The organism is Streptomyces sp. bgisy159 (assembly GCF_965341775.1).
Taxonomy (GTDB): Bacteria; Actinomycetota; Actinomycetes; order Streptomycetales; family Streptomycetaceae; genus Streptomyces.
In genome coordinates, this window is sequence record NZ_CBDQZH010000026.1 from 66,328 (window position 1) to 92,816 (window position 26,489).

General features: G+C 72.5%; 20 protein-coding genes and 1 pseudogene. 17 read left to right on the forward strand and 4 right to left on the reverse strand.

The window, feature by feature from the left end; genetic code table 11:
• The first annotated feature begins 175 nt into the window (after window positions 1–175).
• From gatC to gatB, 4 genes are read left to right on the forward strand one after another with little or no spacing between them, the layout of a single operon-like run.
• Window positions 176–472 carry an Asp-tRNA(Asn)/Glu-tRNA(Gln) amidotransferase subunit GatC gene (gene gatC / locus ACSLTV_RS23625; RefSeq protein WP_095936815.1) on the forward strand — a complete coding sequence of 99 codons (297 nt, stop codon included), beginning with the start codon at window positions 176–178 and terminating at the stop codon, window positions 470–472.
• 5 nt (window positions 473–477) lie between these two features.
• A complete protein-coding gene (gene gatA / locus ACSLTV_RS23630) occupies window positions 478–1,971 on the forward strand; it encodes an Asp-tRNA(Asn)/Glu-tRNA(Gln) amidotransferase subunit GatA (RefSeq protein WP_432137857.1) in 1,494 nt (497 codons plus the stop codon).
• Complete coding sequence (locus tag ACSLTV_RS23635; protein WP_432137856.1) at window positions 1,968–2,207, forward strand: hypothetical protein; 240 nt, start codon at window positions 1,968–1,970, stop codon at window positions 2,205–2,207. Before gatA ends, ACSLTV_RS23635 begins: the two co-directional genes overlap by 4 nt.
• Before the next feature lie 15 nt (window positions 2,208–2,222).
• The gene (gene gatB / locus ACSLTV_RS23640) at window positions 2,223–3,737 is read left to right on the forward strand and encodes an Asp-tRNA(Asn)/Glu-tRNA(Gln) amidotransferase subunit GatB (protein WP_432137855.1); all 1,515 of its coding nucleotides are present in this window, start codon (window positions 2,223–2,225) and stop codon (window positions 3,735–3,737) included.
• A gap of 108 nt (window positions 3,738–3,845) precedes the next feature.
• On the opposite strand, the pseudogene ACSLTV_RS23645 reads toward gatB, so the two are convergent.
• Window positions 3,846–4,469: pseudogene (locus ACSLTV_RS23645) on the reverse strand (methyltransferase domain-containing protein); the annotation flags it as partial.
• 223 nt (window positions 4,470–4,692) lie between these two features.
• Between ACSLTV_RS23645 and ACSLTV_RS23650 the strand changes: the two are divergent.
• The 7 genes from ACSLTV_RS23650 (at window position 4,693) to ACSLTV_RS23680 (ending at window position 12,506) form a co-directional block, all read left to right on the forward strand.
• The gene (locus tag ACSLTV_RS23650; protein ID WP_432137854.1) at window positions 4,693–5,049 is read left to right on the forward strand and encodes a hypothetical protein; all 357 of its coding nucleotides are present in this window, start codon (window positions 4,693–4,695) and stop codon (window positions 5,047–5,049) included.
• A 227-nt stretch (window positions 5,050–5,276) separates the two neighbouring features.
• On the forward strand, window positions 5,277–7,514 hold the full coding sequence (locus tag ACSLTV_RS23655) for an MMPL family transporter (protein WP_435612832.1): 2,238 nt from the start codon (window positions 5,277–5,279) through the stop codon (window positions 7,512–7,514).
• Window positions 7,492–8,067, forward strand: coding sequence for a GNAT family N-acetyltransferase (locus tag ACSLTV_RS23660; protein WP_432137852.1), 576 nt, complete (start codon window positions 7,492–7,494; stop codon window positions 8,065–8,067). The genes ACSLTV_RS23655 and ACSLTV_RS23660 overlap by 23 nt, the downstream gene beginning before the upstream one ends.
• Window positions 8,068–8,102: 35 nt before the next feature.
• Entirely contained in the window at window positions 8,103–8,663 is a 561-nt protein-coding gene (locus ACSLTV_RS23665) for a hypothetical protein (RefSeq protein WP_432137851.1), read from the forward strand.
• A gap of 188 nt (window positions 8,664–8,851) precedes the next feature.
• Entirely contained in the window at window positions 8,852–9,025 is a 174-nt protein-coding gene (locus ACSLTV_RS23670; RefSeq protein ID WP_432137850.1) for a hypothetical protein, read from the forward strand.
• 57 nt (window positions 9,026–9,082) lie between these two features.
• Window positions 9,083–12,121 carry a helix-turn-helix transcriptional regulator gene (locus tag ACSLTV_RS23675; RefSeq protein ID WP_432157270.1) on the forward strand — a complete coding sequence of 1,013 codons (3,039 nt, stop codon included), beginning with the start codon at window positions 9,083–9,085 and terminating at the stop codon, window positions 12,119–12,121.
• A 43-nt stretch (window positions 12,122–12,164) separates the two neighbouring features.
• A complete protein-coding gene (locus ACSLTV_RS23680) occupies window positions 12,165–12,506 on the forward strand; it encodes a DUF6191 domain-containing protein (RefSeq protein ID WP_435612833.1) in 342 nt (113 codons plus the stop codon).
• Here the strand turns inward: ACSLTV_RS23680 and ACSLTV_RS23685 are convergent.
• Together ACSLTV_RS23685 and ACSLTV_RS23690 are read right to left on the reverse strand one after the other, a co-directional pair.
• A complete protein-coding gene (locus tag ACSLTV_RS23685; RefSeq protein WP_432137848.1) occupies window positions 12,503–13,696 on the reverse strand; it encodes a PQQ-dependent sugar dehydrogenase in 1,194 nt (397 codons plus the stop codon). The two genes, ACSLTV_RS23680 and ACSLTV_RS23685, sit on opposite strands and share 4 nt — an antisense overlap.
• Window positions 13,697–13,770: 74 nt before the next feature.
• Complete coding sequence (locus tag ACSLTV_RS23690) at window positions 13,771–14,772, reverse strand: aldo/keto reductase (RefSeq protein ID WP_432137847.1); 1,002 nt, start codon at window positions 14,770–14,772, stop codon at window positions 13,771–13,773.
• Window positions 14,773–14,847: 75 nt separating this feature from the next.
• Between ACSLTV_RS23690 and ACSLTV_RS23695 the strand changes: the two genes are divergently transcribed.
• The 6 genes from ACSLTV_RS23695 to serA all read left to right on the forward strand — a co-directional run bounded on the left by ACSLTV_RS23695 (window position 14,848) and on the right by serA (window position 24,873).
• On the forward strand, window positions 14,848–15,822 hold the full coding sequence (locus ACSLTV_RS23695) for a 2-hydroxyacid dehydrogenase (RefSeq protein WP_432137846.1): 975 nt from the start codon (window positions 14,848–14,850) through the stop codon (window positions 15,820–15,822).
• 373 nt (window positions 15,823–16,195) lie between these two features.
• Window positions 16,196–19,294, forward strand: coding sequence for a putative bifunctional diguanylate cyclase/phosphodiesterase (locus ACSLTV_RS23700; protein ID WP_432137845.1), 3,099 nt, complete (start codon window positions 16,196–16,198; stop codon window positions 19,292–19,294).
• 217 nt (window positions 19,295–19,511) lie between these two features.
• On the forward strand, window positions 19,512–21,359 hold the full coding sequence (locus ACSLTV_RS23705) for an acetolactate synthase large subunit (RefSeq protein WP_432137844.1): 1,848 nt from the start codon (window positions 19,512–19,514) through the stop codon (window positions 21,357–21,359).
• A gap of 18 nt (window positions 21,360–21,377) precedes the next feature.
• Window positions 21,378–21,902 (forward strand): acetolactate synthase small subunit, encoded by a 525-nt coding sequence (gene ilvN / locus ACSLTV_RS23710; RefSeq protein ID WP_205384320.1) that lies wholly within the window; start codon window positions 21,378–21,380, stop codon window positions 21,900–21,902.
• A gap of 119 nt (window positions 21,903–22,021) precedes the next feature.
• Window positions 22,022–23,020 carry a ketol-acid reductoisomerase gene (gene ilvC / locus ACSLTV_RS23715; RefSeq protein WP_432137843.1) on the forward strand — a complete coding sequence of 333 codons (999 nt, stop codon included), beginning with the start codon at window positions 22,022–22,024 and terminating at the stop codon, window positions 23,018–23,020.
• Window positions 23,021–23,283: 263 nt separating this feature from the next.
• Window positions 23,284–24,873, forward strand: coding sequence for a phosphoglycerate dehydrogenase (gene serA, locus ACSLTV_RS23720; RefSeq protein WP_432137842.1), 1,590 nt, complete (start codon window positions 23,284–23,286; stop codon window positions 24,871–24,873).
• Window positions 24,874–24,939: 66 nt separating this feature from the next.
• Here the strand turns inward: serA and ACSLTV_RS23725 are convergent, their stop codons facing one another.
• Window positions 24,940–26,460, reverse strand: coding sequence for an MFS transporter (locus ACSLTV_RS23725; protein ID WP_432157235.1), 1,521 nt, complete (start codon window positions 26,458–26,460; stop codon window positions 24,940–24,942).
• Between the last annotated feature and the right edge of the window lie 29 nt (window positions 26,461–26,489).

The following is a 26,489-nucleotide window of genomic DNA, read 5'->3' on the forward strand; positions in this document are numbered from 1 at the left end:
GGCCGCCCCCTCCCGGCCACTCCGGGCGGGCGACTTCGCCGACTCCGCCGCCTCCGGCACGTACGCCCCGGCGAACCCGCCGCTGAAGCCGGGAGACGAACCGTTGCACGGCCACGGCCCCCCGCCCCATAGGATTGGCCCCTAACCACACTCACTCACCCCAGAGGAACGCTGCATGCCTGGCATCACGCGCGAGGAGGTCGCCCACCTCGCCCGGCTGGCGCGTCTGGAGCTGAAGCCCGAAGAGCTCGACCACTTCGCGGGACAGCTGGACGACATCATCGGCGCGGTCGCCCGCGTCAGCGAGGTCGCCGACCAAGACGTACCGCCGACCTCGCACCCGCTCCCGCTGACGAACGTCATGCGCGTGGACGAGGTCCGTCCGTCGCTCACCCCCGAGCAGGCGCTCTCCGGCGCCCCGGCCCAGGAGCAGCAGCGTTTCAAGGTGCCGCAGATCCTGGGGGAGGACTGATCACGATGACGGACATCATCAAGCTCACCGCCGCCGAGACCGCCGAGAAGATCGCCTCCGGCGAGCTGACGGCCGTCCAGGTCACCCAGGCCCACCTGGCCCGCATCGAGGCAGTCGACGAGAAGGTGCACGCCTTCCTGCACGTCGACCGCGAAGGTGCCCTCGCCCAGGCGCGCGCCGTGGACGCCAAGCGCGAGCGGGGCGAGAAGCTCGGCCCGCTCGCCGGCGTCCCGCTGGCGCTGAAGGACATCTTCACCACCGAGGGCATCCCGACGACCGTCGGCTCGAAGATGCTCGAGGGCTGGATCCCGCCGTACGACGCGACGCTCACCAAGCGGCTCAAGGACGCCGACGTCGTGATCCTCGGCAAGACCAACATGGACGAGTTCGCCATGGGGTCCTCGACGGAGAACAGCGCTTACGGGCCGACCGGCAACCCCTGGGACCTCACCAGGATCCCAGGCGGCTCCGGTGGCGGCTCCTCCGCCGCGCTCGCCGCGCACATGGCCCCGCTCGCCATCGGCACCGACACCGGCGGCTCCATCCGCCAGCCGGCCGCCGTCACCGGCACGGTCGGCGTCAAGCCGACCTACGGCGCGGTCTCCCGCTACGGCATGGTCGCGTTCTCCTCCTCGCTCGACCAGGGCGGGCCCTGCGCCCGCACGGTCCTGGACGCGGCCCTGCTGCACGAGGTCATCGCCGGCCACGACCCGATGGACTCCACCTCCGTCGAGGCACCGGTCCCGCCGGTGGTCGAGGCCGCCCGCAACGGCAGCGTGGCGGGCATGCGGGTCGGCGTGGTCAAGCAGTTCCGCGGCGAGGGCTACCAGGCCGGCGTCATCCAGCGCTTCGACGAGTCCGTCGCGCTGCTGAAGGAGCTGGGCGCCGAGATCGTCGAGCTGGACTGCCCGTCCTTCGACCTCGCGCTGTCGGCGTACTACCTCATCGCGCCCTCCGAGTGCTCCTCCAACCTCGCCCGCTTCGACGGCCTGCGCTACGGCCTGCGGACCGGCGACGACGGCACGCACTCCGCCGAGGAGGTCACCTCCCTCACCCGTGAGGCGGGCTTCGGCCCCGAGGTCAAGCGCCGCATCATGCTCGGCACGTACGCCCTGAGCTCCGGCTACTACGACGCGTACTACGGCAGCGCCCAGAAGGTCCGCACGCTCATCACGCGCGACTTCGAGCGGGCCTTCGAGCAGGTCGACGTGATCGTCTCTCCGACGACCCCGACCACCGCCTTCCCGATCGGCGAGCGCGCCGACGACCCGATGGCGATGTACCTCGCCGACCTGTGCACGATCCCGACCAACCTGGCGGGCAACGCGGCCATGTCGCTGCCCTGCGGCCTCGCCCCCGAGGACAACCTCCCGGTCGGGCTGCAGATCATCGCCCCCGCGATGAAGGACGACCGGCTGTACAAGGTCGGCGCGGCCGTCGAGTCGGCCTTCGTGGAACAGTGGGGGCACCCGCTTCTGGAGGAGGCTCCGTCGCTATGAGCAAGCTGTCCAAGGCCAAGAACTTCAAGAAGTCCAAGTCCGGTACGTACCTGTCCATGGCCACCACCGCGTTCGGCGCGGTGAGTGTCGTCAAGCAGATGAAGAAGGCGCGCCTGGAGAGCGACACGCTGCGGCTGATCGACGCCACCGTCTCCGCCGCCGCCATCGTCACCGGCCTCGCCATCCTGTACCGCGAGCTGAAGCGGCTGGGCGACGACGACGTCCTGCTGGGCTGAGAGGGAAGCTACACCGTGACCACCACGACCGACCTGGTGTCGTACGAGGACGCGCTGGCGTCGTACGACCCCGTCATGGGCCTTGAGGTCCATGTCGAACTCGGCACCAAGACCAAGATGTTCTGCGGTTGCTCGACCGCTCTCGGCCAGGACGCCAACACCCAGACCTGCCCGGTCTGCCTCGGCCTGCCCGGCGCGCTCCCGGTCGTCAACGCGACCGGCGTCGAGTCGGCGATCAAGATCGGTCTCGCGCTGAACTGCGAGATCGCCGAGTGGTGCCGCTTCGCCCGGAAGAACTACTTCTATCCGGACATGCCGAAGAACTTCCAGACCTCCCAGTACGACGAGCCGATCGCCTTCGACGGCTACCTCGACGTCCAGCTGGAGGACGGCGAGACCTTCCGCGTGGAGATCGAGCGCGCCCACATGGAGGAGGACACGGGCAAGTCGACGCACGTCGGCGGCGCCACCGGCCGCATCCACGGCGCGTCCCACTCCCTGCTGGACTACAACCGCGCCGGCATCCCGCTCATCGAGATCGTCACCAAGCCGATCGTCGGTGCCGGGGAGCGCGCTCCCGAGGTCGCGCGGGCCTACGTCCGTGAGCTGCGCGAGCTCATCAAGGCGCTCGGCGTCTCCGAGGCCCGGATGGAGATGGGCCAGATGCGCTGCGACGTGAACCTGTCGCTGCGCCCGAACGGCACCGAGAAGTTTGGTACGCGCTCGGAGACGAAGAACGTCAACTCGCTGCGTTCCGTGGAGCGTGCGGCCCGGTTCGAGATCCAGCGGCACGCGGCCGTTCTGAACAGCGGCGGCACGATCGTGCAGGAGACCCGCCACTTCCACGAGGACACCGGGTCGACGACCTCGGGCCGCGTGAAGGAAGAGGCCGAGGACTACCGGTACTTCCCGGAGCCGGACCTGGTTCCCGTCGCCCCCTCCCGTGAGTGGGTCGAGGAGATCCGCGCCGGTCTGCCCGAGCTGCCCCTGGCCCGCCGCAACCGGCTCCTCGCCGAATGGGGCATCTCCGCCACCGACATGCAGGCGATCCTGAATGCCGGCGCGCTGGAGCCGATCGTCGCCACGATCGACGCCGGTGCTGACGCGGCCTCCGCCCGCAAGTGGTGGATGGGCGAGCTGGCGCGCAGCGCCAACGAGTCGGGCAAGGCGCTGGACGAGCTGGCGATCACCCCGGCGCAGGTCGCCCGGGTGACCGAGCTGGTCTCCAAGGGCGACCTGAACGACAAGCTGGCCCGCCAGGTCATCGAGGGCGTCCTCGCGGGCGAGGGCACCCCGGACGAGGTCGTCGACAAGCGCGGCCTGAAGGTCGTCTCCGACGACTCGGCCCTGGGCACCGCCGTCGACGAGGCCATCGCCGGCAACCCGGGCGTCGCCGACAAGATCCGCGGCGGCAAGGTGGCCGCGGCCGGCGCGCTGGTCGGCGCGGTCATGAAGGCCACCCGTGGCCAGGCCGACGCGGCCCGCGTCAAGGAGCTGATCCTGGAGAAGCTCGGCGTCAGCGAGGGCTGACCCCACACCGCACCCCACACCGCCCGCAGGGGGCGCTTCGGGCATCCGGTCCGAAGCGCCCCCTGCGCGTCCGGATGTGCCGTACCCGCCGGCCCGGCCGGGCGCGTGTCAGCGGCGGCGGCCCACCATCCGGGCGAAACCGAGCGAACGGCCGGCGTCGGCGCGGAGGAGGTCCACGGAGTCGCGGGCCATGGTCGCCGTGAACTCGCTCGGGCTCTCCTCGGCGCAGACCTCGCTCCACAGCAGCCAGTCGCGCCACCCGTCCGGCTGCCAGTCGGCCGTCTCGACCTCGACGGCACCGGTGCGGGTCCAGTTGCGATGCCACCAGGCGGGGGAGTGGAACGCCCAGAACCCGGGGTCCCAGTGCTCCCCGAGGTGTTCCGGTGGCTCGGTGCCGGTCGGCTCCTCGCGCAGCGAGGGCACGACGACGCCGATCCGGCCGCCGGGCTTCAGCAGCCGCGTCAGGGTGGGAAGGTAGAGGTCGGTGGTGCCGAAGTACTGGTACGCGTCGACGGAGACGATCGCGTCGAAACCGCCCTCCGCGAACGGCAGGTCGTGCGCCTCGGTGTGCACCGGGAACACCCGGTCCGCGAAGCAGGCCTCGGCGACCCGGGCGGCGTTCTCGTCCGGCCTGATCCACAGGTCGGCCGCGGTGACCTGGACGTCGTACTCCCGGGCCAGGAACACCGAGGTGAGCGCCCGTCCGCAGCCCAGGTCCAGGACGCGCGCGCAGGCAGGGTGAGTCCGGTGGGTCCTGCGGATGGGGGGACCACGGCTGGCTCGGCGAGATCGGCACGGTCGGCGGGCATCGGTGACGGGGCTCCTTGCTCTCGGCGTTCTCGGCGTCTTCGGTGTCTTCGGCGTTTCTCGGAAACCATGTACGGGTCCGGGGCCGACACCCTTTCACCGGACGCGCCGATTCCGCACTCACCCGTACGAGGTACGCTCCCGCGCCATGAGTGGACGTACGGACTTCGACAGGCGCGAGGACACCGAGGCGGACGCCGACCCCACCGACGACACCGAGAACGGCCCCGACAACGCCGAGGACGGCACCGACGGCCCCGAAGACGCCCGGCGCGCCCGCTGGGCCGCCGTCGGCACCGGTGCTCTGCTCACCCTGGCCGGACTCGCCGCGGCCCTGCTGCGCCTGACCGGACCCGTTCCGGCCACCGTCCCGGCCGCCTACGCCCTCGGAGCCGCCGTCTGCGCGCTCGCCGCCGTTCTCGGCGCGCGGGGCCGCACCCGGCGCGCCCTGTGGCTGCTGATCGCCGGCGTGATGGTGATGGCCGTGGGGGACCAGCTCGACTGAGCGCGGGGGAGAGCCGGGCGGCCGGCGGCTGTGACCCGCCCCACGTCCGGGGGCTGTGACGTGCCTCCCATGTGCCCCCCAGCCATGTGAAGAAGCACACGAATGCCTCAATCGATCTCTTTGTCCTGCAAGAGTGGCAGCAGTTTGCTCATGCGTTCTTTGCGGGCTGTTCCGTCCATCGACGACTGTTCCCGGTCAAAGATCCCCAATCCTTTCGGGAGCACGTCGTGGCAGCACTAGCACGCTGGTGTGTCCAGCGCCGCCTTGTCGCCGTCCTGCTGTGGTTGCTCGCCTTCGGCGGGATCGCCGCCGGCGCCACGGTCGCCGGCACCGCGTACTCCAACGACTACCAGGTCCCCGGCACCGAGTCCGGCCAGGCCGGCCGGCTGCTGGCCGAGAGCTTCCCGGACCTCGGCGGCGACAGCGACACCCTGGTCTGGCACACCGACTCCGGCACCGTGCGCGCCGCCGACGTCGAGCAGACGATGAACGGCACCCTGCGGCAGATCGAGGACCTGCCCGGCGTCGCCACCGTGACCAGCCCGTACGACGATCAGGGCGGCACCGGCCGGATCAGCGAGGACGGCCGCACCGCGTACGCCACCGTCACCTTCGAGGACCGGGCCTCGGACATCGACAGGACCGAGGCCGAGGCCGTCGTGCGCACCGCCGAGGCCGCCGAGAGCGACGGCCTGCAGGTGGCCATGGGCGGCAGCGCGGTCGGGCTGACCGAGTCCAGCGGCGGACACCTCGCCGAGGTCATCGGCGTCGCCGTCGCCGCGGTGGTGCTCTTCCTCGCCTTCGGCTCGCTCGCCGCCTCCCTGCTGCCCATCGCCACCGCCCTGGTCGGTGTCGGCACCGCCTACGCCGGGATCGTGCTGCTCGGGCACGTCATGACCGTCGCCGACTTCGCGCCCATGCTGGGCATGCTCATCGGGCTCGGCGTCGGCATCGACTACGCGCTGTTCATCGTCACCCGGCACCGGCGCGGGCTGAAGCGGGGCCTGTCCGTGCCGGAGGCCGCGACACAGGCCGTGGCCACCACCGGGCGCGCGGTGGTCTTCGCAGGCGCCACCGTGTGCATAGCGCTGCTCGGCATGCTGACCCTGCGGCTCAACTTCCTCAACGGCGTCGCGATGGCCGCATCCCTGACCGTCGTCCTCACCGTCGCCGCCTCGGTGACCCTGCTGCCCGCCCTGCTGTCCTTCATCGGCCCGCGCGCCCTCAGCCGCCGCGAGCGCCGCCGGCTGACCGAGCTGGGCCCGGAGCCCGAGGTACCGACCGGGCTCGCCGCCCGCTGGTCGGCGTTCGTCGAGCGCCGGCCCAAGGCCCTCGGCGCCCTCGCCCTCGCCGTCATCGCCCTGCTGGCGCTGCCCACCATGGGCCTGCGCCTGGGCACCTCCGACCAGGGCAACGACCCGCAGACCAGCACCACCCGCCAGGCCTACGACCTGCTCGCCGACGGCTTCGGCCCCGGCGTCAACGGACCGCTCACCCTGGTGACCCACGTGGACGGCGCCGAGGACCGGCTCGCCCTCGACGGCCTGGACACCACCCTGCGCGCCACCGACGGCGTCGCCTCCGTCACGCCGGTCATCTACGACTCGCACGGGACGACGGCGTACCTGACCGTCGTCCCCGACTCCGCGCCGCAGTCCCGGGCGACCAGCGACCTCGTCGACCGGCTGCGCACCGAGGTGCTGCCCCGCGCCGAGAGCGGCACTTCGCTCGACGTCCAGGTCGGCGGCGTCACGGCCGGATACGACGACTTCGCGGACGTCATCGTCGGCAAGCTGCCCCTGTTCGTCGGGGTCGTCATCGGACTGGGCTGCCTGCTGCTCCTGCTCGCCTTCCGGTCGGTCGCCATCCCGCTGAAGGCGGCCGCGATGAACGTGGCCGCCGTCGCCGCCGCCTTCGGCGTGGTCGTCGCGATCTTCCAGTGGGGCTGGGGCAGCGAACTGCTCGGCCTCGGCCGCGCGGGCCCGATCGAGCCCTTCCTCCCGGTGATCATGGTGTCGGTCCTCTTCGGGCTCTCCATGGACTACCAGGTCTTCCTGATCAGCCGGATGTACGAGGAGTGGCTGGAGACCGGCGACAACCGGGTCGCCGTCCGCGTCGGCCTCGCCGAGACCAGCCGTGTGATCAACTCCGCGGCGGTCATCATGATCTCGGTGTTCCTCGCCTTCGTCCTCAGCGGCGACCGGGTGATCGCCATGTTCGGCATCGCGCTGGCCTCCGCCGTCGCCCTGGACGCCTTCGTCCTGCGCACCCTCCTCGTCCCGGCCCTGATGCACCTGCTCGGCGGCGCCAACTGGTGGCTGCCCGCCTGGCTGGACCGCCGCATGCCCCGCATCAGCATCGAGCCGCCCGAGTGCCGTGCAGCCGCCCATGAGAGGCTCACGGACGTCGTGGCGGAACTGGAGAAGGAGCAGGACCAGCGGGATGTACGCGAAATCCCTGGGTGAGGACGGCGCCGAACTGCGGCCCCTGGAGGTCTGGCACGCCGAGGACCTGCTCGCCAACATCGACCGGGGCCGGGAGTTCATCGGCCGCCACGTCGGCCTGCCGGACAGGATCACCGACCTGGAGACGGCCCGGTCCTACCTGCGGTCGTACGCCGAGAAGCGCGCCGCCGACGCCGGCAGCCTGCACGGGCTGTGGCTGGACGGCGAGCTCGTCGGCGGACTGCTGTTCCGGGTGTGGGACACCTCCCTCGGTGTCTGCGAGGCCGGCTGCTGGCTGGTGCCCGCGGCGGCGGGGCGCGGCCTCGTCACCCGCGGGATGCGGACCCTGCTGGACTGGGCGTTCGACGACCGCGGCATGCACCGCGCCGAGTGGTACGCCTCCACGGCCAACGAGGCCAGCCTCAACGTGGCCCGCCGGCTGGGCATGACCCGCGAGGGCGTGCTCCGCGAGAACTACCCCTACCGGGGCGTGCGCACCAGCACCGAACTGTGGGCGGTGCTCGCCCCCGAATGGCGTGAGGCACGCGCGCGTGAGGCACGCGCCGATCATTAAGGGGCCTCTCAGACAGCGTCCGTACGGTGCCGGGCATGGACACCAGGACTACCGCCGAGACCGCGGAGACTCCCGAGACCGCGGAGACTTCAGCGGCTTCCGTGACCGCCGAGACCCCCGCGACCGCCGAGACCCCCGCGACGGTCGGCGACGCCGAGACCGAGAACACCGTGAGCATCGACGCCGGCGAGAAGGGCGGCTCGTCGGAGGTCGGGCAAGGCGCCGGGGCCATCGTCTCCGTCGCGCTCGGCGTGGTCTCGCTCACCGGCGGCTGGACCGGCACCGTCGCCGCAGCCCGCGAGACCCTCGTCGGCCGGCTGGAGACCTCGTCGGGCGCGAGCGTCGCCCGGCAGATCCAGGAGGTCTACGGCGACGCCTGGCACACCACCGCGCTCTGGGCGGGCCTGTTCGCGCTGGCCGCTCTGGTCACCGCCGTCGTGGTGCTGTTGCGCCCCGCCTTCGGTGTCCCGGGCCGGCCCCAGTCCGGGTGGATCCGGTCGGCCGCCTGGGCGGGCGTCGCGCTGGGCCTCGTAGGACTGCTCCTGGCCGTCCTCACGTACAGCGACGCCCTGCTCGGACTGCCGTCGGCCGGCTGAGGCTGCCCCGGGGAGAGGCGGCCCCGTCTGAGGACCCGGGGCTCCGCTAAGTCCCCGCCGGCCCCGCCTAAGGACCCGCCCCGCCCCCCAAGATGCGGCACTCTCCCGATGCGACCGGCCCCCCTGGGAGACGAAGGTTGGGGCATCGCACACAGCGATGCCAGAAACCGTCGTCCGAGGGGGACACCATGTACGCCTACGAACTGCACCAGCACCGTTCCGCCGAGCTGATCCGCCGGGCCCGGCAGGACCGGCTGGTCCGCGAGGCCCTGCGCGCCCGGCGTCAGGCACGGAAGAACGCCGAGCCCGAGTCCCATACCCGGCGCCTCAGCGGCCGCCACCGGTTCGCGCGGGCGGCCTGAGCCGGCGCCGTTCCCGGTGATCCGATAAGGGATGGGGCGATGTCGGAAGCGTGTGCGATGCTCGGACCCGTGGAGACCAGGTCCGTCAGTCCCGTCTTCGTCGGCCGCGCCGCCGAGTTGGAGACCCTGCACGACGCGCTCGCCCGCGCCGCCGCGGGAGAGCCGCAGGCGCTGCTCGTCGGCGGTGAGGCCGGGGTCGGCAAGACCCGGCTCGTCGAGGAGTTCGCCGGCGCGGCCTGCCGCGCCGGCGCCGTCGTCGCCGTCGGCGGCTGCGTGGAGATCGGCGCCGACGGGCTGCCGTTCGCCCCGTTCTCCACCGCGCTGCGCGCCCTGCGCGCCGCCCTGCCGGGCGAACTGGCCGCCGCGGCGGCCGGCCAGGAGGAGGAGCTGGCCCGCCTGCTCCCGGAGTTCGGCGAGCCGCGCACCGGACGGCACGACGAGGAGGGCATGGCCCGTCTCTTCGAGCTCACCGCCCGGCTCCTGGAGCGCGTCGCCGCCGACCGCACCGTGGTCGTCGCCCTGGAGGACCTGCACTGGGCCGACGCCTCCACCCGCCACCTGCTGTCGTACCTGCTGCGCACCCTGCGCACCGGCCGCCTGGTCGTCCTGGCCACCTACCGCTCCGACGACATCCACCGCCGCCACCCGCTGCGCCCCCTGCTCGCCGAACTCGACCGGCTGCGCACGGTCCGCCGGATCGAACTCGCCCGGTTCAACCGGGAGGAGGTGGGCCGGCAGGTCGCCGGTATTCTCGCCGCCGAACCCGACCCCGCCCAGGTCGACGAGATCTTCGCCCGCTCCGACGGCAACGCCTTCTTCGTCGAGGAACTCGCCGTCGCGGGCCACGAGGGCTGCTGCACCGGTCTCACCGACTCCCTGCGGGACCTGCTGCTGGTGCGGGTGGAGGCGCTGCCCGAGCACGCCCAGCAGGTCGCCCGGATGGTCGCCGAGGGCGGCTCCACCGTCGAGTACCCGCTGCTCGCCGCGGTCGCCCGGCTCCCCGAGGACGACCTCATCGAGGCGCTGCGGGCCGCGGTCAACGCCAGCATCCTCACCGCGGCCCCCGTCGGCGACGGCTACCGCTTCCGGCACTCCCTCGTCCGCGAGGCCGTCAGCGACGACCTGCTGCCCGGCGAGCGCTCCCGCCTCAACCGGCGCTTCGCCGAGGCACTGGAAGCCGACCCCGCGCTGGTGCCCGCCGACGAGCGGGTCACCCGGCTGGCCAGCTACTGGTACCACGCCCACGAACCGGCCAAGGCCCTGCCCGCCGTCCTCGACGCGTCCGTCCAGGCCCGCCGCCGCCACGCCTACAGTGAGCAACTGAGCCTTCTGGAGCGGGCGATGGAGCTGTGGGACACCGCCCCGGAGAACGTCCGCGCCGGCCTGCGCCTGATCGACCACGCCGAGGTCTACCGCCCCTGCGGCTGCGACCCCGCCACCACCACGCTCAGCTATCTCGACCTGATGGCCGAGGCCGCCGTCGCGGGCCGCCTGTGCGGCGAACGCGACCGCGCCCTGAAGATCACCAAGAAGGCGCTGCGCCTGCTGGCCGACGACACCGACCCGCAGCGCTCCGCCTGGTTCTGGGTGCAGCGCTCCCGGCTGATGCAGGCCGTCGCCCGCAGCGACGGCTGGACCGAACTGGCCACCGCCCAGGACCTGGTCCGCGGTCTGCCGCCGTCCGAGGTGCACGCCGAGGTCCTCGCCGCCGTCGCGAGCTGGTGCATGCTGCACGAACCGGGCCCCGACGCCCTGACAGCCGCCGAACGCGCCGTCGAGTACGCGCGCATGGTCGACGCCCACGACATCGAACTCAACGCCCGCCTCACCCTCGGCGGCCTGCGCGTCGACTCCGGCGACACCGAGGCCGGCCTCGCCGAGATGTACGAGGTCAAGGCGCGGGCCGCGGAACTCGGCCTGGACAGCGAACTGGGCCGCGCCCTGGTCAACCTGCCGTCCGTGCTGGAGGGCGTCGGCCGCTCGGCGGACGCCGTCGCCCTGCTGGAGGAGGGCGTGCCCGTCGCGCGTCGGCTCGGACTGGTCGACGCCGAGGCGTGGATCTGGGGCAACCTCGCCGAGTCCCTGCTCTCCCTCGGCCGCTGGGACGATGCCGCGGCCGCCGCGGCCAACGCCCAGCGCTTCGAGCAGAGCGCCAAGCCGCGCACCGCCGGCTCGGTCCGCCTCGCCCAACTCGCCTTCGCCCGGGGTGATCTGACCGGGGCCGCCGGCCATCTCGCGACCGCCCGCGGCTCCTTCGGCACGCACGACGTCATGCCCCAGTACTCCCTGCCGATGAGCTGGCTCGCCCTCGGCATCGCGGCGGCCGAGGGCCGGCTGGACGGCGCCCGCGCCGAGCTGGAGCACGCCCTGGAGGCCGGCCTGCCGCCCGGCACCCAGCGCTACGGCTGGCCGCTGGTGCTCGCCGCCGCCACCGCCGAGGCCGACGCGCTGGGTGTGCCCGCCGCCGCGGCCGGGCGGGGCCGGATCCTCGACCTGCTGCGCACCACGGCGAAGGGCCTGGCCACCGGGGCCCCGCTGTGGCGCGCCCACGAACAGTGGGTGCGCGCCGAACTGATGCGCGCCGAGGGCCGGCTCGACCCCGACGAGTGGTGCGCGGCCCTCGCCGCCGTGGAACCGCTCCAGCGGCCGTACGACCTCGCGCGGGTGCGCCACCGGCTCGCCGAGGCCCTGCTGGCCACCGCCCCCGGCGACGACGAGCGGGCCCGCGCCACCGAGCTGTTGCGGCTGGCGGGCGCGGTGGCCGAGCATCTCGGCGCCCGCCCGCTGGCCGACGCCGTCAGCCGCCTCGCCCAGCGCGCCCGGCTCACCCTGAGCCACGCCACCCGGTCCGCGCCCACCCCGGCCGACGCCCTCGGCCTGACCAACCGTGAGCGGGACGTCCTGCGCCTGGTGTCCGCCGGGCGTACCAACCGCCAGATCGCCGAGGAGCTCTTCATCTCCCCGAAGACGGCCAGCGTCCACGTCTCCAACATCCTCTCCAAGCTGGGCGTCTCGGGCCGGGGCGAGGCCGCGGCCGTCGCCCACCGGCTGGGCCTGTTCCCGGCGGAGGTGGCGGCGGGAGCGGGCACCGGATGACGGGCACGCCGGCGGCTCCGCCGCGGCCCGGGAAGGAGCACGCGTGTTCAACGCCCTGGAAGAGCTGTTCGCGCCGGGTCGCAGGCACACCCGGGACGAGCGGAAACGGCTGGAACTGAGCCGCGAGGACGTCGGAGACAACGACCCGGGACGAGGACCGGTGGACCTCGACTCAGGCAAGGTCGTCGTACGGCTGCGGAAGCGGGCCCCCGCCGACGGCGAGGCGGACCCTCGGGCCACGCCCGGCGCGGACCCGGGCGGCGCGGCCCCGGGCGGCGGCGAGGCGGACGGTGACGCGACAGGCGGCGACGGAGCGGACGCCTTGGGGCAGGCGGGGGCGCGGCAGGCGGCGAGAGGCCCGGACGGCGCCGGGGACAGGCGCTAGCTCACCCGCAGCTCCAGGATGCGGTCGTCGCCCTTCCGTGGGTCGCCCCGGCCGTCGGTGTTGCTGGTGGCCACCCACAGCCGGTCGCCCCCGGCCGCCACCACGGTGCGCAGCCGCCCGTACTCGCCGGTCAGGAAGGCCTGCGGCTGCGCCGAGGTCTCCGTGCCCTTCAACGGGATCCGCCACAGCCGGTTGCCCCGCAGGCAGGCCATCCACACGGAGCCCTCCGCGTAGGCGATGCCGCTGGGAGAGGCCTCCTCCGGGCGCCACTGGGCGATCGGGTCGTGGTAGTCGCCGTCGCCGGAACGCCCCTCCACCTCGGGCCAGCCGTAGTTGTCGCCCGGCTTGATCGCGTTGAGCTCGTCCCAGGTGTCCTGGCCGAACTCGGAGGCGAAGAGCCGCTGCTTGCGGTCCCAGGCCAGGCCCTGCACGTTGCGGTGGCCGAGGGTGTACACCGGCGAGTCGGCCGACGGGTTGCCCGGGGCGGGCTCGCCCTCCGGGGTGAGCCGGAGGATCTTGCCGCCCAGGGAGTCCTCGTCCTGGGCGAGCCCCCGGTCGCCGGTCTCACCCGTCCCCACGTACAGCATCCGGTCCGGGCCGAAGGCGATCCGCCCGCCGTTGTGGATGACGCCCTTGGGAATCCCCTTGAACAGGGTGTCCGGTGCGCCGAGCTGCTCCCCGGCGGGCTTGTTCTCGTCGTAGATCATGCGGACCACGCGGTTGTCGGAGGCCGACGTGAAGTACGCGTAGATCATGTGGTCCGCGGCGTAGTCGGGTGACAGGGCGATGCCCAGCAGCCCGCCCTCGCCGCCCGGCTCGACCCCCGACACCTCGCCCAGCTCGGTCTTGCGGCCGGTGTCCGGGTCGACCCGGGTGATCGTGCCCTCGTCGCGGGAGGCGACCAGCAGGTCGCCGTCCGGGATCGGGGCGATGCCCCAGGGGCTGCGCAGGCCCTCGGCCACCGTGCGCACCACCGTCACCGTCCCCTTGGCGGGCGGAGTCTCCTCGGTCGCCCGGGGTGAGGGCGTGGCCGGCGCGGACGGGGCACCCCGCGAGGTGGCGCCGGGCGGGCCCGCGTCATCGGAGGAACAGCCGGCCGTCAGCAGCAGCGTGCCCGCGGCCAACACGGCCGTCACAGCTCGACGTCGCACGATCTTGGTCCCTTCGACGCGGTGATCTCTCCTTGTCATACACCGCTCGCGCCTCCCAGGTTCCCGATCACCGGAACTCCAACCGCCCGCCGTGAGAGCCGGTGCGGCGGTGCTCACTCCCAGGACCCCAGCGCGCCCGGCAGCGCCGCCACCTCCGCCAGGTCGCGCGAGGTCAGCCGCAGCTCCGCCGCCCCGGCGTTCTCCCGCACCCACCGCTCCTGCTTGGTACCCGGCACCGGCACCACGTGGCGGCCCCGGGACAGCACCCAGGCCAGCGCCACCTGCGCCGGGGTGACGTCCGGCCCGTGCCGGCGGGCGATCCGGCGCAGGCCGGCCACGATCGGCTGGTTGGCGGCCATCATCTCGGCCGTGAAGCGCGGATGCCGGGCCCGCATGTCCTCCGGCTCGAAACCCTGGCCGGGGGTCAGGGTCCCGGTGAGGAAACCGTTCCCCAGAGGCATCGCCGCGAGGAAGCCGACCCCGCGCTCCGCACACCACGGCAGCAGCGCCTCCAGCGCCTCCGGCGACCACACCGACAGCTCGGCCTGCACCGCGCTCACCGGAAACACCTGCTGCACCCTTCGCAGTTGGCGCAACGTCGCGTCGTACAGCCGGGCCCCGCCCGTCCGCCGCCCGCCACGCACCCCGACCGCGCACAGGCCCAACGCCCGCACCTTTCCCGCCTGGACCAGCTCGGCCATCGCCCCCCAGGTCTCCTCCACGGGGACCTCCGGGTCGGCGCGGTGCAACTGGTAGAGGTCGATCACGTCCGTCTGCAGCCGGCGCAGCGACGCGTCACAGGCCCTGCGCACGTAGCCCGGGCGGCCGTTGGCCACGATGTGCTGGTCGCCGGCCAGCAGGCCCACCTTCGTCGCCACGAACGCGTCCGCCCGACGCTCCTTGAGGACCCGGCCCAGCAGCAGCTCGTTGGTGAACGGCCCGTACATGTCGGCGGTGTCCAGCAGCGACGACCCCAGGTCCAGCGCCCGGTGGACCGCCCTCAGCGACTCCTCGCCCCGCCGCCGGGACGCGCTGTAGCCCCAGCTCATCGGCATGCACCCGAGTCCGACGGACCCCACCCCGAGTGCCCCCGCGCCGATCGTCCTGCACTCCACCTGCCCGTGACCCTCCCTGTGCCGACCACCAACCTAACCTCTGCACGCGCGCGTGCCTGACGTAGCCTCCCGGGCATGACGAACGACCTGGTGCGCGACGTGTGGCTGCCCATCCCGCCCGACGGCATCGACGGGCTGCCGGACGGTCTCAACTACCTGTTCTGGGACGGCGGGAAGGACGGTGACCAGCCCTATCCGGGCGACCCCGCCGACTGCGCCGTGTACGTGGTGCCGTACATGAAGCGACAGTCGGTGAAGGTGCGTCCGCTCCGTGAACTGCGCAACGTCCGGCTCGTACAGACCCTCACCGCCGGCGTCGACGACGTCAGCGCGAACCTGGCCGACCTGCGGCCGGGGGTGGCGCTGTGCAACGCGCGCGGAGTGCACGAGGCGAGCACCGCGGAGCTCGCGCTGACCCTCACGCTCGCCGCCCTGCGCGACATCCCCGGCTTCGTGCGGGCACAGCGCGAGGAGCGGTGGCTGACCGGGTTCCGGCCCGCGCTCGCCGACAAGAGCGTCCTGATCGTCGGCTACGGGGCGATCGGCGCCGCCATCGAGGACCGGCTCGCGCCGTTCGAACTTGCGCGGGTGGCGCGCGTCGCGCGCTCCGAGCGCACCACGGCGCGCGGGCCGGTGCACCCGATCACCGAACTGCCCGCCCTGCTCCCCGAGGCGGACGTGGTGATCCTCTCCACACCCCTGACGGAAGCCACCCGCGGCCTGGTGGACAAGGACTTCCTGGCGCGGATGAAGGACGGTGCGCTGCTGGTGAACGTCGCCCGGGGCGCGGTCGTGGACACCGGCGCCCTGCTCACGGAGCTGGAGAGCGGCCGCCTCGTCGCCGCCCTGGATGTCGTCGACCCCGAGCCGCTGCCGCCGGGCCACCCGCTGTGGAGCGCGCCCGGGGTGCTCATCACCCCGCACGTCGGCGGCCCCAGCTCCGCGTTCCTGCCGCGTGCCAAGCGCCTGCTGGCCGACCAGTTGGAGCGATTCGTGAACCGGGAGCCACTGCGCCACGTGATCCTCACGACGGGCGCGGCAACCGCGTAGTCCGCTTCGGGCACCCTCCGCAGCGCCCCGGACGCGGGCCGTGCGCGCCCCGCGTCGACCGTCACGGAGCGTAGAGGAACTATGTCCCTGAGTGACGAGACTGGTGTATCGTCCCGACAGGGGCTGCGCCGCGCACCGTTTCGGCGCCGGGGATGGACATTTCAGACTTGTGAGGGGGGCGACGGGCGATGCACGGCCTATGGACGACCGATCCGACGCGGTGGGGCCGCCGGCGGCGGCCCTGGCGCACGGCCGCGCGCAGACGCGGCCAGAACACCCACCCCATCCATCACCACCGCAGGCACGGCGTCCGCCGACGGCACGCGCACCGGTCCCGGCCGGCGCCCGGACCGGTGTCGACCGGGAGGGCCCGGTGACCGCGCCGCCGCCGACCTCCACGACCCTCCTCGACGGAGCGCCTCGGGCGCACCCCGTGGCCGGACCGGCCCCGGCCGGTGCGCCGCCCGCCGGCCCGGGGCGGTCGAGCCTGGTCCACCAACTGGTGCTGGCCCTGGTCTGCGCGGGATACGCCGTCGGATCCGCGCTCGGCTGGGGCTCCAGCGAACTCGCCCTCGTGATGGGTGACTTCGGGCTCAGCGCCGCGGCGGGCACCGCGGCCGTCTCCTGCTTCCTCTACGCGCGCACCCGACGCGTCCGCTTCCGGCCCGCCTGGCTGCTGTTCGCCCTCTCCTCGGCGATGGCGGCCCTGGGCAACGGCGTCTGGGGGTGGTACGAGGTGCTGCTGGAACGTCCCGTGCCCAGCCCCTCCTACGCCGACCTGTTCTTCCTGTGCTTCGCGCCGCCCGCGATCGTCGGCCTGCTGGTCCTCGCCACCCGGCCCGCGAACAAGGCCGGCTGGGTCTGTCTGGCGCTGGACGCCTGGCTGATCGCCGGGTCGCTGCTCACCCTGTCGTGGAGCCTGGCGCTCGCCCAGGCCGCCCGGTTCGAGGGGGCCAGCGTCGCGCACGCCGCGCTCTCCCTGGCGTACCCGCTGCTGGACATCGCCCTGGTGAGCATGGTGCTGGTGCTGCACTTCCGCCGCACGGCCGTCAACCGCACGGCCGTCAACACCGCGATCGGGGCGCTCGCCCTGACGGTGATGTGCGATGCCCTGTTCACCTCCCCTCTGCTCCACCATGCCTACCGTTCCGGCCAGTTGCTCGACGCCGGCTGGTTCGCCGGCTCGCTGCTGCTCGCCTACGCCCCCTGGGCCGCGCCCCGCCATCTCGGGCCCGGCGAGTCCGAGGGGCACACGCGCGTGGTGCACGAGCACCTGCCCCGACAGCGAACCGGTGCCCCCCAGTACACCGCCCCGACACCCTCCGTGTCCGGAGCACCCGGTGTGTCCGGCGTGTCGGCGCCCGGCGGGGAGTACCCGCGCATCCCGGCCACCCGGCCCGTCACCGGGTCGCTGGCCGCGCTGACGCCCTACCTCGCCGCCGCCGTCTGCACCCTGGGAATCCTCTACAACGTCCTCAACGGTCGCGACGTCGACCGGGTGGTCCTCCTGACGGCGGGCACCGTCGTCCTGGCGCTGGTCGTGCGCCAGGGCATCATGCTGCTCGACAACATGGCGCTCACCCACGAACTGGCGCAGAAGGAGAACCACTTCCGCTCCCTGGTGCAGGGCTCCAGCGACGTCATCATGATCGCCGCCCCCAGCGGGGTCCTGCGGTACGTCTCCCCGGCCGCCGCCGGTGTCTACGGCCGCCCGGCGGAGGAGCTGGTGGGCACCGAACTGGCCGGTCTCATCCACCCGGAGGACCTGGGCTGTGTGGTGCACGAGCTGCGCCGCTTCCTCGCCGCCAGCCCCCAGGACGAACCCACCACGCGCATCGAGTGCCGCTTCCGCTCGGGCGGTGGGGGCACCTCCCGCTCGGGCGACGCCGAGAGCGGGGGAGGCTGGCTGAACGTCGAGTCCACGGTCAACCGCCACCACGGCGGCCTCATCTTCAACAGCCGGGACGTGACCGAGCGCGTGCGCCTGCAGGCGCAGCTGCAGCACAACGCCGAGCACGACCCGCTCACCGACCTGCCCAACCGTTCCCTGTTCACGCGCCGGGTCCAGCAGGCTCTGTCCGGCCGGCGCAGCTCCGACCGGGGCACCGCGCTGCGCAACACCGCCGTCCTCTTCATCGACCTGGACGGCTTCAAGGCGGTCAACGACACCATCGGGCACCAGGCCGGCGACGAACTGCTGGTCCAGGCCGCCCGGCGGCTCCAGGAGGCGGTCCGCCAGGGCGACACCGCCGCGCGGCTGGGCGGCGACGAGTTCGCGGCCCTGATCGTCGGCGACCACACCCGGGACCGGTCCGCCCGTGAACGGCACATCCTGGAGCTGGCCGACCGCCTCCGGCTCACGCTCTCCCAGCCCTACACCATCGACGGCAACGAGGTCCGGGTCGCCGCCTCCATCGGGGTGGCCTTCGCCGAACCGGGTCTCGGCGCGGGCGAGCTGCTGCGCAACGCCGACCTGGCGATGTACCGGGCCAAGGCCGCCGGTAAGGGCCGGGTCGAGCTGTACCGGCCGCAGATGCAGCAGGACGTCGTCCGCAGGGCGGAGCTGGCCGGCCGGCTGCGCGCCGCGCTGCACGACGGCGAGTTCACACTGCTGCACCAGCCCGTCGTGCGCCTGGACGACGGCGCGATCACCGCGGTCGCCGCGCACGCACGCTGGCGGTCCTCGCAGGGCGTGCTGTTCACCCCGGCGGAGTTCCTGCGGGTCGCCGACGAGGGCGACCGGACGTCCGAGCTGAGCCGCTGGGTGCTGGAGGAGGCCGTGGAGCAGGCCGCCGAGCGCGCCGCGAGCGGAGTGGTCCTCCCCGTGGCGGTGCGGATGAGCGCGCGCCGGCTACTGGACCGGTCGCTGCCGCTCGGCTCGGTCGAGGCCCTGCTGACCCGCCACGGACTGCCGTCCGGAGCGCTGGTGGTCGAGCTGTCCGACGCGGACCCCGGGATCGCGCTGGACGAGCTGGAGCGCCGCCTGGGCGCCCTGCGCCGACTCGGGGTACGGATCGCCCTCGACGGCTTCGGCAGCGGCTATGCGGCGCTCACGGCGCTGCGCAGACTGCCGGTCGACATCATCAAGCTCGACCGAGGCCTGGTGGAGGGCGTCGTGGAGTCCGCCCGGCTGCACAAGATCACCAGCGGGCTGCTGCGCATCGCCGGCGACCTCGGGCTGCAGTCCGTGGCCGACGGCGTGGACCTGCCCGAGCAGGTCGTCGCGTTGCGCGCGATGGGCTGCACCCACGGGCAGGGCATGGCGTTCTCCGGTCCGCTGGACGAGTACCGGCTGCGCCGGGCGCTCGGATCCGGCCACTACCCGGTGCCGCACGCGTCGGCCGAACCGGCGTTCGCGGGCGGGGGCGCGGCGGTGTACAGCGGGAGTGTGCCGGCCGTGCTGCAGGGGGGCACCCTGGGCGCCACCACGACCCTCCGTTCACATAATGAGACCCCCGTCCCACCCACTTGACAGTGGGTGCGTGCCGGGGGGAGGGTCAGTGCCATGCGCACCCGAATTCTCGTACTTGGAAAGCGCGTCGGCTGACGCTGAGCCCTGATCGCTCAGCGACCCCACCGGCGCGCTCCCCTCGCTTGCCCTACGGCACGAGGGGTTTTTTGTTGCACCAGCACCAGTCGTAGTTCGCCCAAACCCTCGCAAAACCCTCAGCATCGAGAAGAGAATGCCGATGACCGAGCAGGCCACCGGGGCCCATCCGCAGCCGCGGCCCCGATCCGGAGGACACAACTCCGCTCCCGTCGAGCACGTCACGGGCGCGCAGTCCCTCATCCGTTCTCTCGAGGAAGTCGGCGCCGACACGGTATTCGGCATTCCGGGCGGTGCGATCCTCCCCGCCTACGACCCGCTGATGGACTCCACCCGGGTCCGCCACGTCCTGGTCCGCCACGAGCAGGGCGCCGGCCACGCGGCCACCGGCTACGCCCAGGCCACCGGCAAGGTCGGCGTCTGCATGGCCACCTCCGGCCCCGGCGCCACCAACCTGGTCACCCCGATCGCCGACGCGCACATGGACTCCGTTCCGATGGTCGCGATCACCGGCCAGGTCGCTTCCAAGGCGATCGGCACGGACGCCTTCCAGGAGGCGGACATCGTCGGCATCACCATGCCGATCACCAAGCACAACTTCCTGGTCACCAAGGCCGAGGACATCCCGCGGGTGATCGCGCAGGCGTTCCACATCGCCTCCACCGGCCGCCCCGGCCCGGTCCTGGTCGACATCGCCAAGGACGCCCTGCAGGCGCGGACCACGTTCTCCTGGCCGCCCACCATGGACCTGCCCGGCTACCGTCCGGTGACCAAGCCGCACGCCAAGCAGATCCGCGAGGCCGCCAAGCTGATCACCGCCGCCAAGCGGCCCGTGCTGTACGTCGGCGGCGGTGTCCTGAAGGCGAAGGCGACCGCCGAGCTGAAGGTGCTCGCCGAGCTGACCGGCGCGCCCGTCACCACCACCCTGATGGCGCTCGGCGCCTTCCCCGACAGCCACCCCCAGCACCTGGGCATGCCCGGCATGCACGGCTCCGTCGCGGCCGTCACCGCCCTGCAGAAGGCCGACCTGATCGTCGCCCTCGGCGCCCGCTTCGACGACCGCGTCACCGGCAAGCTGGACAGCTTCGCCCCGTACGCCAAGATCGTCCACGCCGACATCGACCCGGCCGAGATCGGCAAGAACCGGGACGCCGACGTGCCGATCGTCGGCGACGCCCGTGAGGTCATCGCCGACCTGATCCAGGCGGTGCAGAAGGAGCACACCGAGGGCCACCGGGGTGATTACGGCGCCTGGTGGACGGACCTGAAGCGCTGGCGCGAGACCTACCCGCTCGGCTACGACCAGCCCGACGACGGCTCGCTCTCCCCGCAGCAGGTCATCGAGCGCATCGGACAGCTCGCCCCGGAGGGCACGATCTTCGCCGCCGGCGTCGGCCAGCACCAGATGTGGGCCGCGCACTTCATCGAGTACGACAAGCCCGCCACCTGGCTCAACTCCGGCGGCGCCGGAACCATGGGCTACGCGGTCCCGGCCGCGATGGGAGCCAAGGCCGGCGCCCCGGAACAGACGGTGTGGGCCATCGACGGCGACGGCTGCTTCCAGATGACCAACCAGGAACTGACCACCTGCGCCCTGAACAACATCCCGATCAAGGTCGCCGTCATCAACAACGGCGCCCTCGGGATGGTCCGCCAGTGGCAGACCCTGTTCTACAACCAGCGCTACTCCAACACCGTCCTCCACAGCGGCCCGCACGACGTCAACCCGGACGCCCGGGGCACCCGCGTCCCCGACTTCGTGAAGCTGTCCGAGGCCATGGGCTGCTACGCGATCCGCTGCGAGTCCCCCGACGACCTCGACAAGGTCATCGAGGAGGCGAACTCCGTCAACGACCGCCCCGTCGTCATCGACTTCGTCGTCCACGAGGACGCCATGGTGTGGCCGATGGTCGCCGCCGGCACCTCCAACGACGAGATCATGGCCGCCCGGGACGTCCGCCCCGACTTCGGCGACAACGAAGACGACTGAGCGAGAGAGACGAAAGACATGTCCAAGCACACGCTCTCCGTCCTGGTGGAGAACACCCCGGGCATCCTGGCCCGGATCGCCGCTCTCTTCTCCCGGCGCGGCTTCAACATCGACTCGCTCGCGGTCGGCGTCACCGAGCACCCCGACATCTCCCGCATCACCATCGTGGTCAATGTCGAGGACCTGCCGCTGGAACAGGTCACCAAGCAGCTCAACAAGCTGGTCAACGTGCTCAAGATCGTCGAGCTGGAGCCGTCGCAGGCCGTCCAGCGGGAACTCGTTCTGGTGAAGGTGCGCGCCGACAACGAGACCCGCTCCCAGATCGTCGAGATCGTCCAGCTGTTCCGGGCCAAGACCGTGGACGTCTCCCCGGAGGCCGTGACGATCGAGGCCACCGGCAGCAACGACAAGCTGTCCGCCATGCTCAAGATGCTGGAGCCGTACGGCATCAAGGAGCTGGTCCAGTCCGGCACGATCGCGATCGGCCGCGGCGCCCGGTCCATCACGGACCGCTCGCTGCGCGCCCTCGACCGCAGCGCCTGACCCGCCGTACGGGCGGCCCCCCGAGGGCGGGCCGCCCGTATACCGAGACCCTGAGACCTTCCCTCCCCCCGCCGTCATACGGTGGGTCGCAACACCAGAACTCCAAGGAGAGACCCAAAGTGGCCGAGCTGTTCTACGACGCTGACGCCGACCTGTCCATCATCCAGGGCCGCAAGGTCGCGGTCATCGGCTACGGCAGCCAGGGCCACGCCCACGCGCTGTCGCTGCGCGACTCCGGTGTCGACGTGCGGGTCGGTCTGCACGAGGGCTCGAAGTCCAAGGCGAAGGCCGAGGAGCAGGGCCTGCGCGTGGTGACCCCGTCTCAGGCCGCCGCCGAGGCCGACGTCATCATGATCCTGGTGCCGGACCCGATCCAGGCCCAGGTCTACGAGGAGTCCATCGCCCCGAACCTGAAGGACGGCGACGCGCTGTTCTTCGGCCACGGCTTCAACATCCGCTTCGGCTTCATCAAGCCCCCGGCCGGCGTCGACGTCTGCATGGTCGCCCCGAAGGGCCCAGGCCACCTGGTGCGCCGTCAGTACGAGGAGGGCCGCGGCGTTCCGTGCATCGCGGCCGTCGAGCAGGACGCGAGCGGCAACGCCTTCGCGCTGGCCCTGTCGTACGCCAAGGGCATCGGCGGCACCCGCGCGGGCGTCATCAAGACGACCTTCACCGAGGAGACCGAGACCGACCTGTTCGGTGAGCAGGCCGTGCTGTGCGGCGGCACCGCCGCGCTGGTCAAGGCCGGCTTCGAGACGCTGACCGAGGCGGGCTACCAGCCGGAGATCGCGTACTTCGAGTGCCTGCACGAGCTGAAGCTGATCGTCGACCTCATGTACGAGGGCGGTCTGGAGAAGATGCGCTGGTCGATCTCCGAGACCGCCGAGTGGGGCGACTACGTCACCGGCCCGCGGATCATCACCGACGCCACCAAGGCCGAGATGAAGAAGGTCCTGGCGGAGATCCAGGACGGCACGTTCGCCCAGCAGTGGATGGACGAGTACCACGGCGGCCTGAAGAAGTACAACGAGTACAAGTCGCAGGACTCCGAGCACCTGCTGGAGACCACCGGCAAGCAGCTGCGCAAGCTGATGAGCTGGGTCGACGAGGAGGCGTAGGCCTCACCCCGAGGGGGCCGGAGCGAGCGCGTTCCGGCCCCCTCGGCGAACCTCGGGTAACGTCGGTGACATGGCGTTGTCCACCCCGTCCACCCACGGATGGGTGATCCTTCCGTGGAGGCGCAATGCGACCTCTCTTGCGCCACTAGACTGCTGAACAACACGCGTCAGGCCCACAGCGTCGTGCGTCTTCCGCGGTAGCCCCTCCCTCCACCGCCTGCGGCCGTCGGGACGGCCGTCCGCATCGCACATGTGAGGACCACGTGAGCTCGAAACCTGTCGTACTCATCGCTGAAGAGCTGTCGCCCGCGACCGTGGACGCGCTTGGCCCGGACTTCGAGATCCGGCACTGCAACGGAGCGGACCGAGCCGAACTGCTCCCCGCCATCGCCGACGTCGACGCGATCCTGATCCGCTCGGCCACCAAGGTCGACGCCGAGGCCGTCGCCGCCGCGAACAAGCTGAAGGTCGTCGCGCGCGCCGGCGTCGGCCTGGACAACGTCGACGTCTCCGCCGCCACCAAGGCCGGCGTGATGGTCGTCAACGCCCCGACCTCCAACATCGTGACCGCCGCCGAACTGGCCTGCGGTCTGCTCCTGGCCACCGCCCGCAACATCCCGCAGGCCAACGCCGCGCTGAAGAACGGCGAGTGGAAGCGCAGCAAGTACACGGGCGTGGAGCTGGCCGAGAAGACCCTCGGCGTCGTCGGCCTCGGCCGGATCGGCGCGCTGGTCGCCCAGCGCATGTCCGCCTTCGGCATGAAGGTCGTCGCCTACGACCCTTACGTGCAGCCGGCCCGGGCCGCCCAGATGGGCGTGAAGGTGCTGTCCCTGGACGAGTTGCTGGAGGTCTCCGACTTCATCACCGTCCACCTGCCCAAGACCCCCGAGACGGTCGGTCTGATCGGCGACGAGGCGCTGCGCAAGGTCAAGCCGAGCGTGCGCATCGTCAACGCCGCGCGCGGCGGCATCGTGGACGAGGAGGCGCTGTACTCGGCGCTGAAGGAGGGCCGGGTCGCCGGTGCCGGCCTCGACGTGTACGCGAAGGAGCCCTGCACGGACTCCCCGCTGTTCGAGTTCGACCAGGTCGTGGCCACCCCGCACCTCGGCGCCTCCACCGACGAGGCCCAGGAGAAGGCCGGTATCGCCGTCGCCCGCTCCGTCCGTCTCGCCCTCGCCGGTGAGCTGGTACCGGACGCGGTGAACGTCCAGGGCGGCGTCATCGCCGAGGACGTCAAGCCGGGCCTGCCGCTCGCCGAGCGCCTGGGCCGGATCTTCACCGCGCTCGCCGGCGAGGTGGCCGTCCGCCTCGACGTCGAGGTGTACGGCGAGATCACCCAGCACGACGTGAAGGTGCTGGAGCTGTCCGCGCTCAAGGGCGTCTTCGAGGACGTCGTCGACGAGACGGTGTCGTACGTCAACGCCCCGCTGTTCGCGCAGGAGCGCGGTGTCGAGGTGCGGCTGACCACCAGCTCCGAGTCGAGCGACCACCGCAACGTCGTCACGGTGCGCGGCACGCTCGGCACCGGCGAGGAGGTCGCGGTCTCCGGCACCCTGGCCGGCCCGAAGCACCTCCAGAAGATCGTCGCGGTCGGCGAGTACGACGTCGACCTGGCGCTCGCCGACCACATGGTGGTGCTGCGCTACGAGGACCGTCCGGGTGTCGTCGGCACCGTGGGCCGGATCCTCGGGGAGGCCGGCATCAACATCGCCGGCATGCAGGTCGCCCGTGCCGCGGTCGGCGGCGAGGCGCTGGCCGTGCTCACCGTCGACGACACGGTGCCCGCCGGCGTGCTGACCGAGCTGGCGGCGGAGATCGGCGCCACGTCGGCCCGCGCGGTGAACCTGGTCTGACGCACACACGGCGCGACGCCGGGCGGGCTGGAGCACCCAGCCCGCCCGGCGTCGTCGTACCGGCGCTCAGGTGCCGGCCCGCTCCCGCGCCGGCTGGGGCTCCGGGGCCGGCGCGGGTGCCTCGACCTGGCGCAGCAGGACCGCGGCCACCGCCGCCGCCCCCGCCAGCAGGACCGCGCCGGTGAGCGCCGCGCCGTGCATCCCGTGGGTGAAGGCCCCGCGGGCGGTGGCCGCCAGGCCCGGGAAGCGGTCGGCGACCGCGAGCGCGCCGCCGAGCGTCTCGTGGGCGGCGCGCGGTGCCGCGGCCGGGATCTCGTCGCGGTACAGCGCGGTGCCGATGGACCCGAGGACCGCCATGCCGAGGGCACCGCCGAACTCGGCGCCGGTCTCCAGCAGGGAGGAGGCGGAACCGGCCCGCTCGACGGGAGCGCCGCTCAGCGCGAGGTCGGTGATCTGGGACATCACCACCACCATGCCGCAGGCCAGGACCCCGCACCCGGTCAGCACCAGCCACAACGCGTCCGTCCCGGCCAGGGCGAGCAGTCCGTAGCCGCCCGCCGCGACCGCGAAGCCGCCGGCCACGACGTGGGCGCGGTGCACGCCCTTCTTCACCAGGGCGGCCGCCACCGGGGCCGCCATGCCGATCGGCACCGACGGCAACAGCGACCACAGGGCGGCCTCCAGGGCGTTCTTGCCGAGCACGGACTGCAGGTACTGGGTGGTGAAGTACGCCGAGCCCATCACCGCGAACGCGGCCACGAGGTTCAGGGTGACGGCGGGGGCGAAGCCGCGGCCGCGGAACAGCGCAGGGTCGATCATGGGCGAGACCGTGGTGCGCTGCCGGTGCACGAAGAGCAGCGTGAACAGCAGGCCGACGGCGATCGAGACGACGGGGCCGGCATGCCGGCCGTCGGCCGCGATCTCCTTGAGCCCGTAGATCACGGGCAGTACCGCCGCCATGGACAGCGGGACGCTCGGCCAGTCGAAGCGGCCGGGGTCAGCACTGCGGGACTCCGGCAGCAGGACCGGGCCGAGGAGCAGCAGCAGCGCCATCGCGGGCAGGTTGACGAGGAAGACCGAACCCCACCAGAAGTACTCGACGAGCACCCCGCTCAGGACCGAGCCGAGTGCGATCCCGGCCGTCATCACGCCGGACCACAGCCCGATGGCCTTCGTCCGCTGGGCGGGGTCGGTGAACATCGTGCGCACCATGGCCATCGTCGACGGCATCAGCGTGGCGCCGCCGATGCCGAGGGCGGCGCGGGCCGCGATCAGCGTCCCGGCGCTGTTCGCGTACGCCGCCACCAGTGAGGCGGTGCCGAACGCGGCGGCGCCGAGCAGCAGCAGCCGGCGGTGGCCGACGCGGTCGCCGAGCGAGCCCATCGTCATCAGCAGGCCGGCGAGCACGAACCCGTAGACGTCGAAGATCCACAGTTGCTGCGTGCCGCTGGGCTCCAGGTCGGCGCTGATCGCCGGGATGGCGAAGTAGAGGACGGAGACGTCCATCGAGACCAGGAGCAGCGGGAGCATCAGCACGCCGAGGGCGGTCCATTCACGGCGGCCGGCGCGCGTCGGGTCGGTTGTCATGCCGAGAAATATACGCACGTATTAAACGC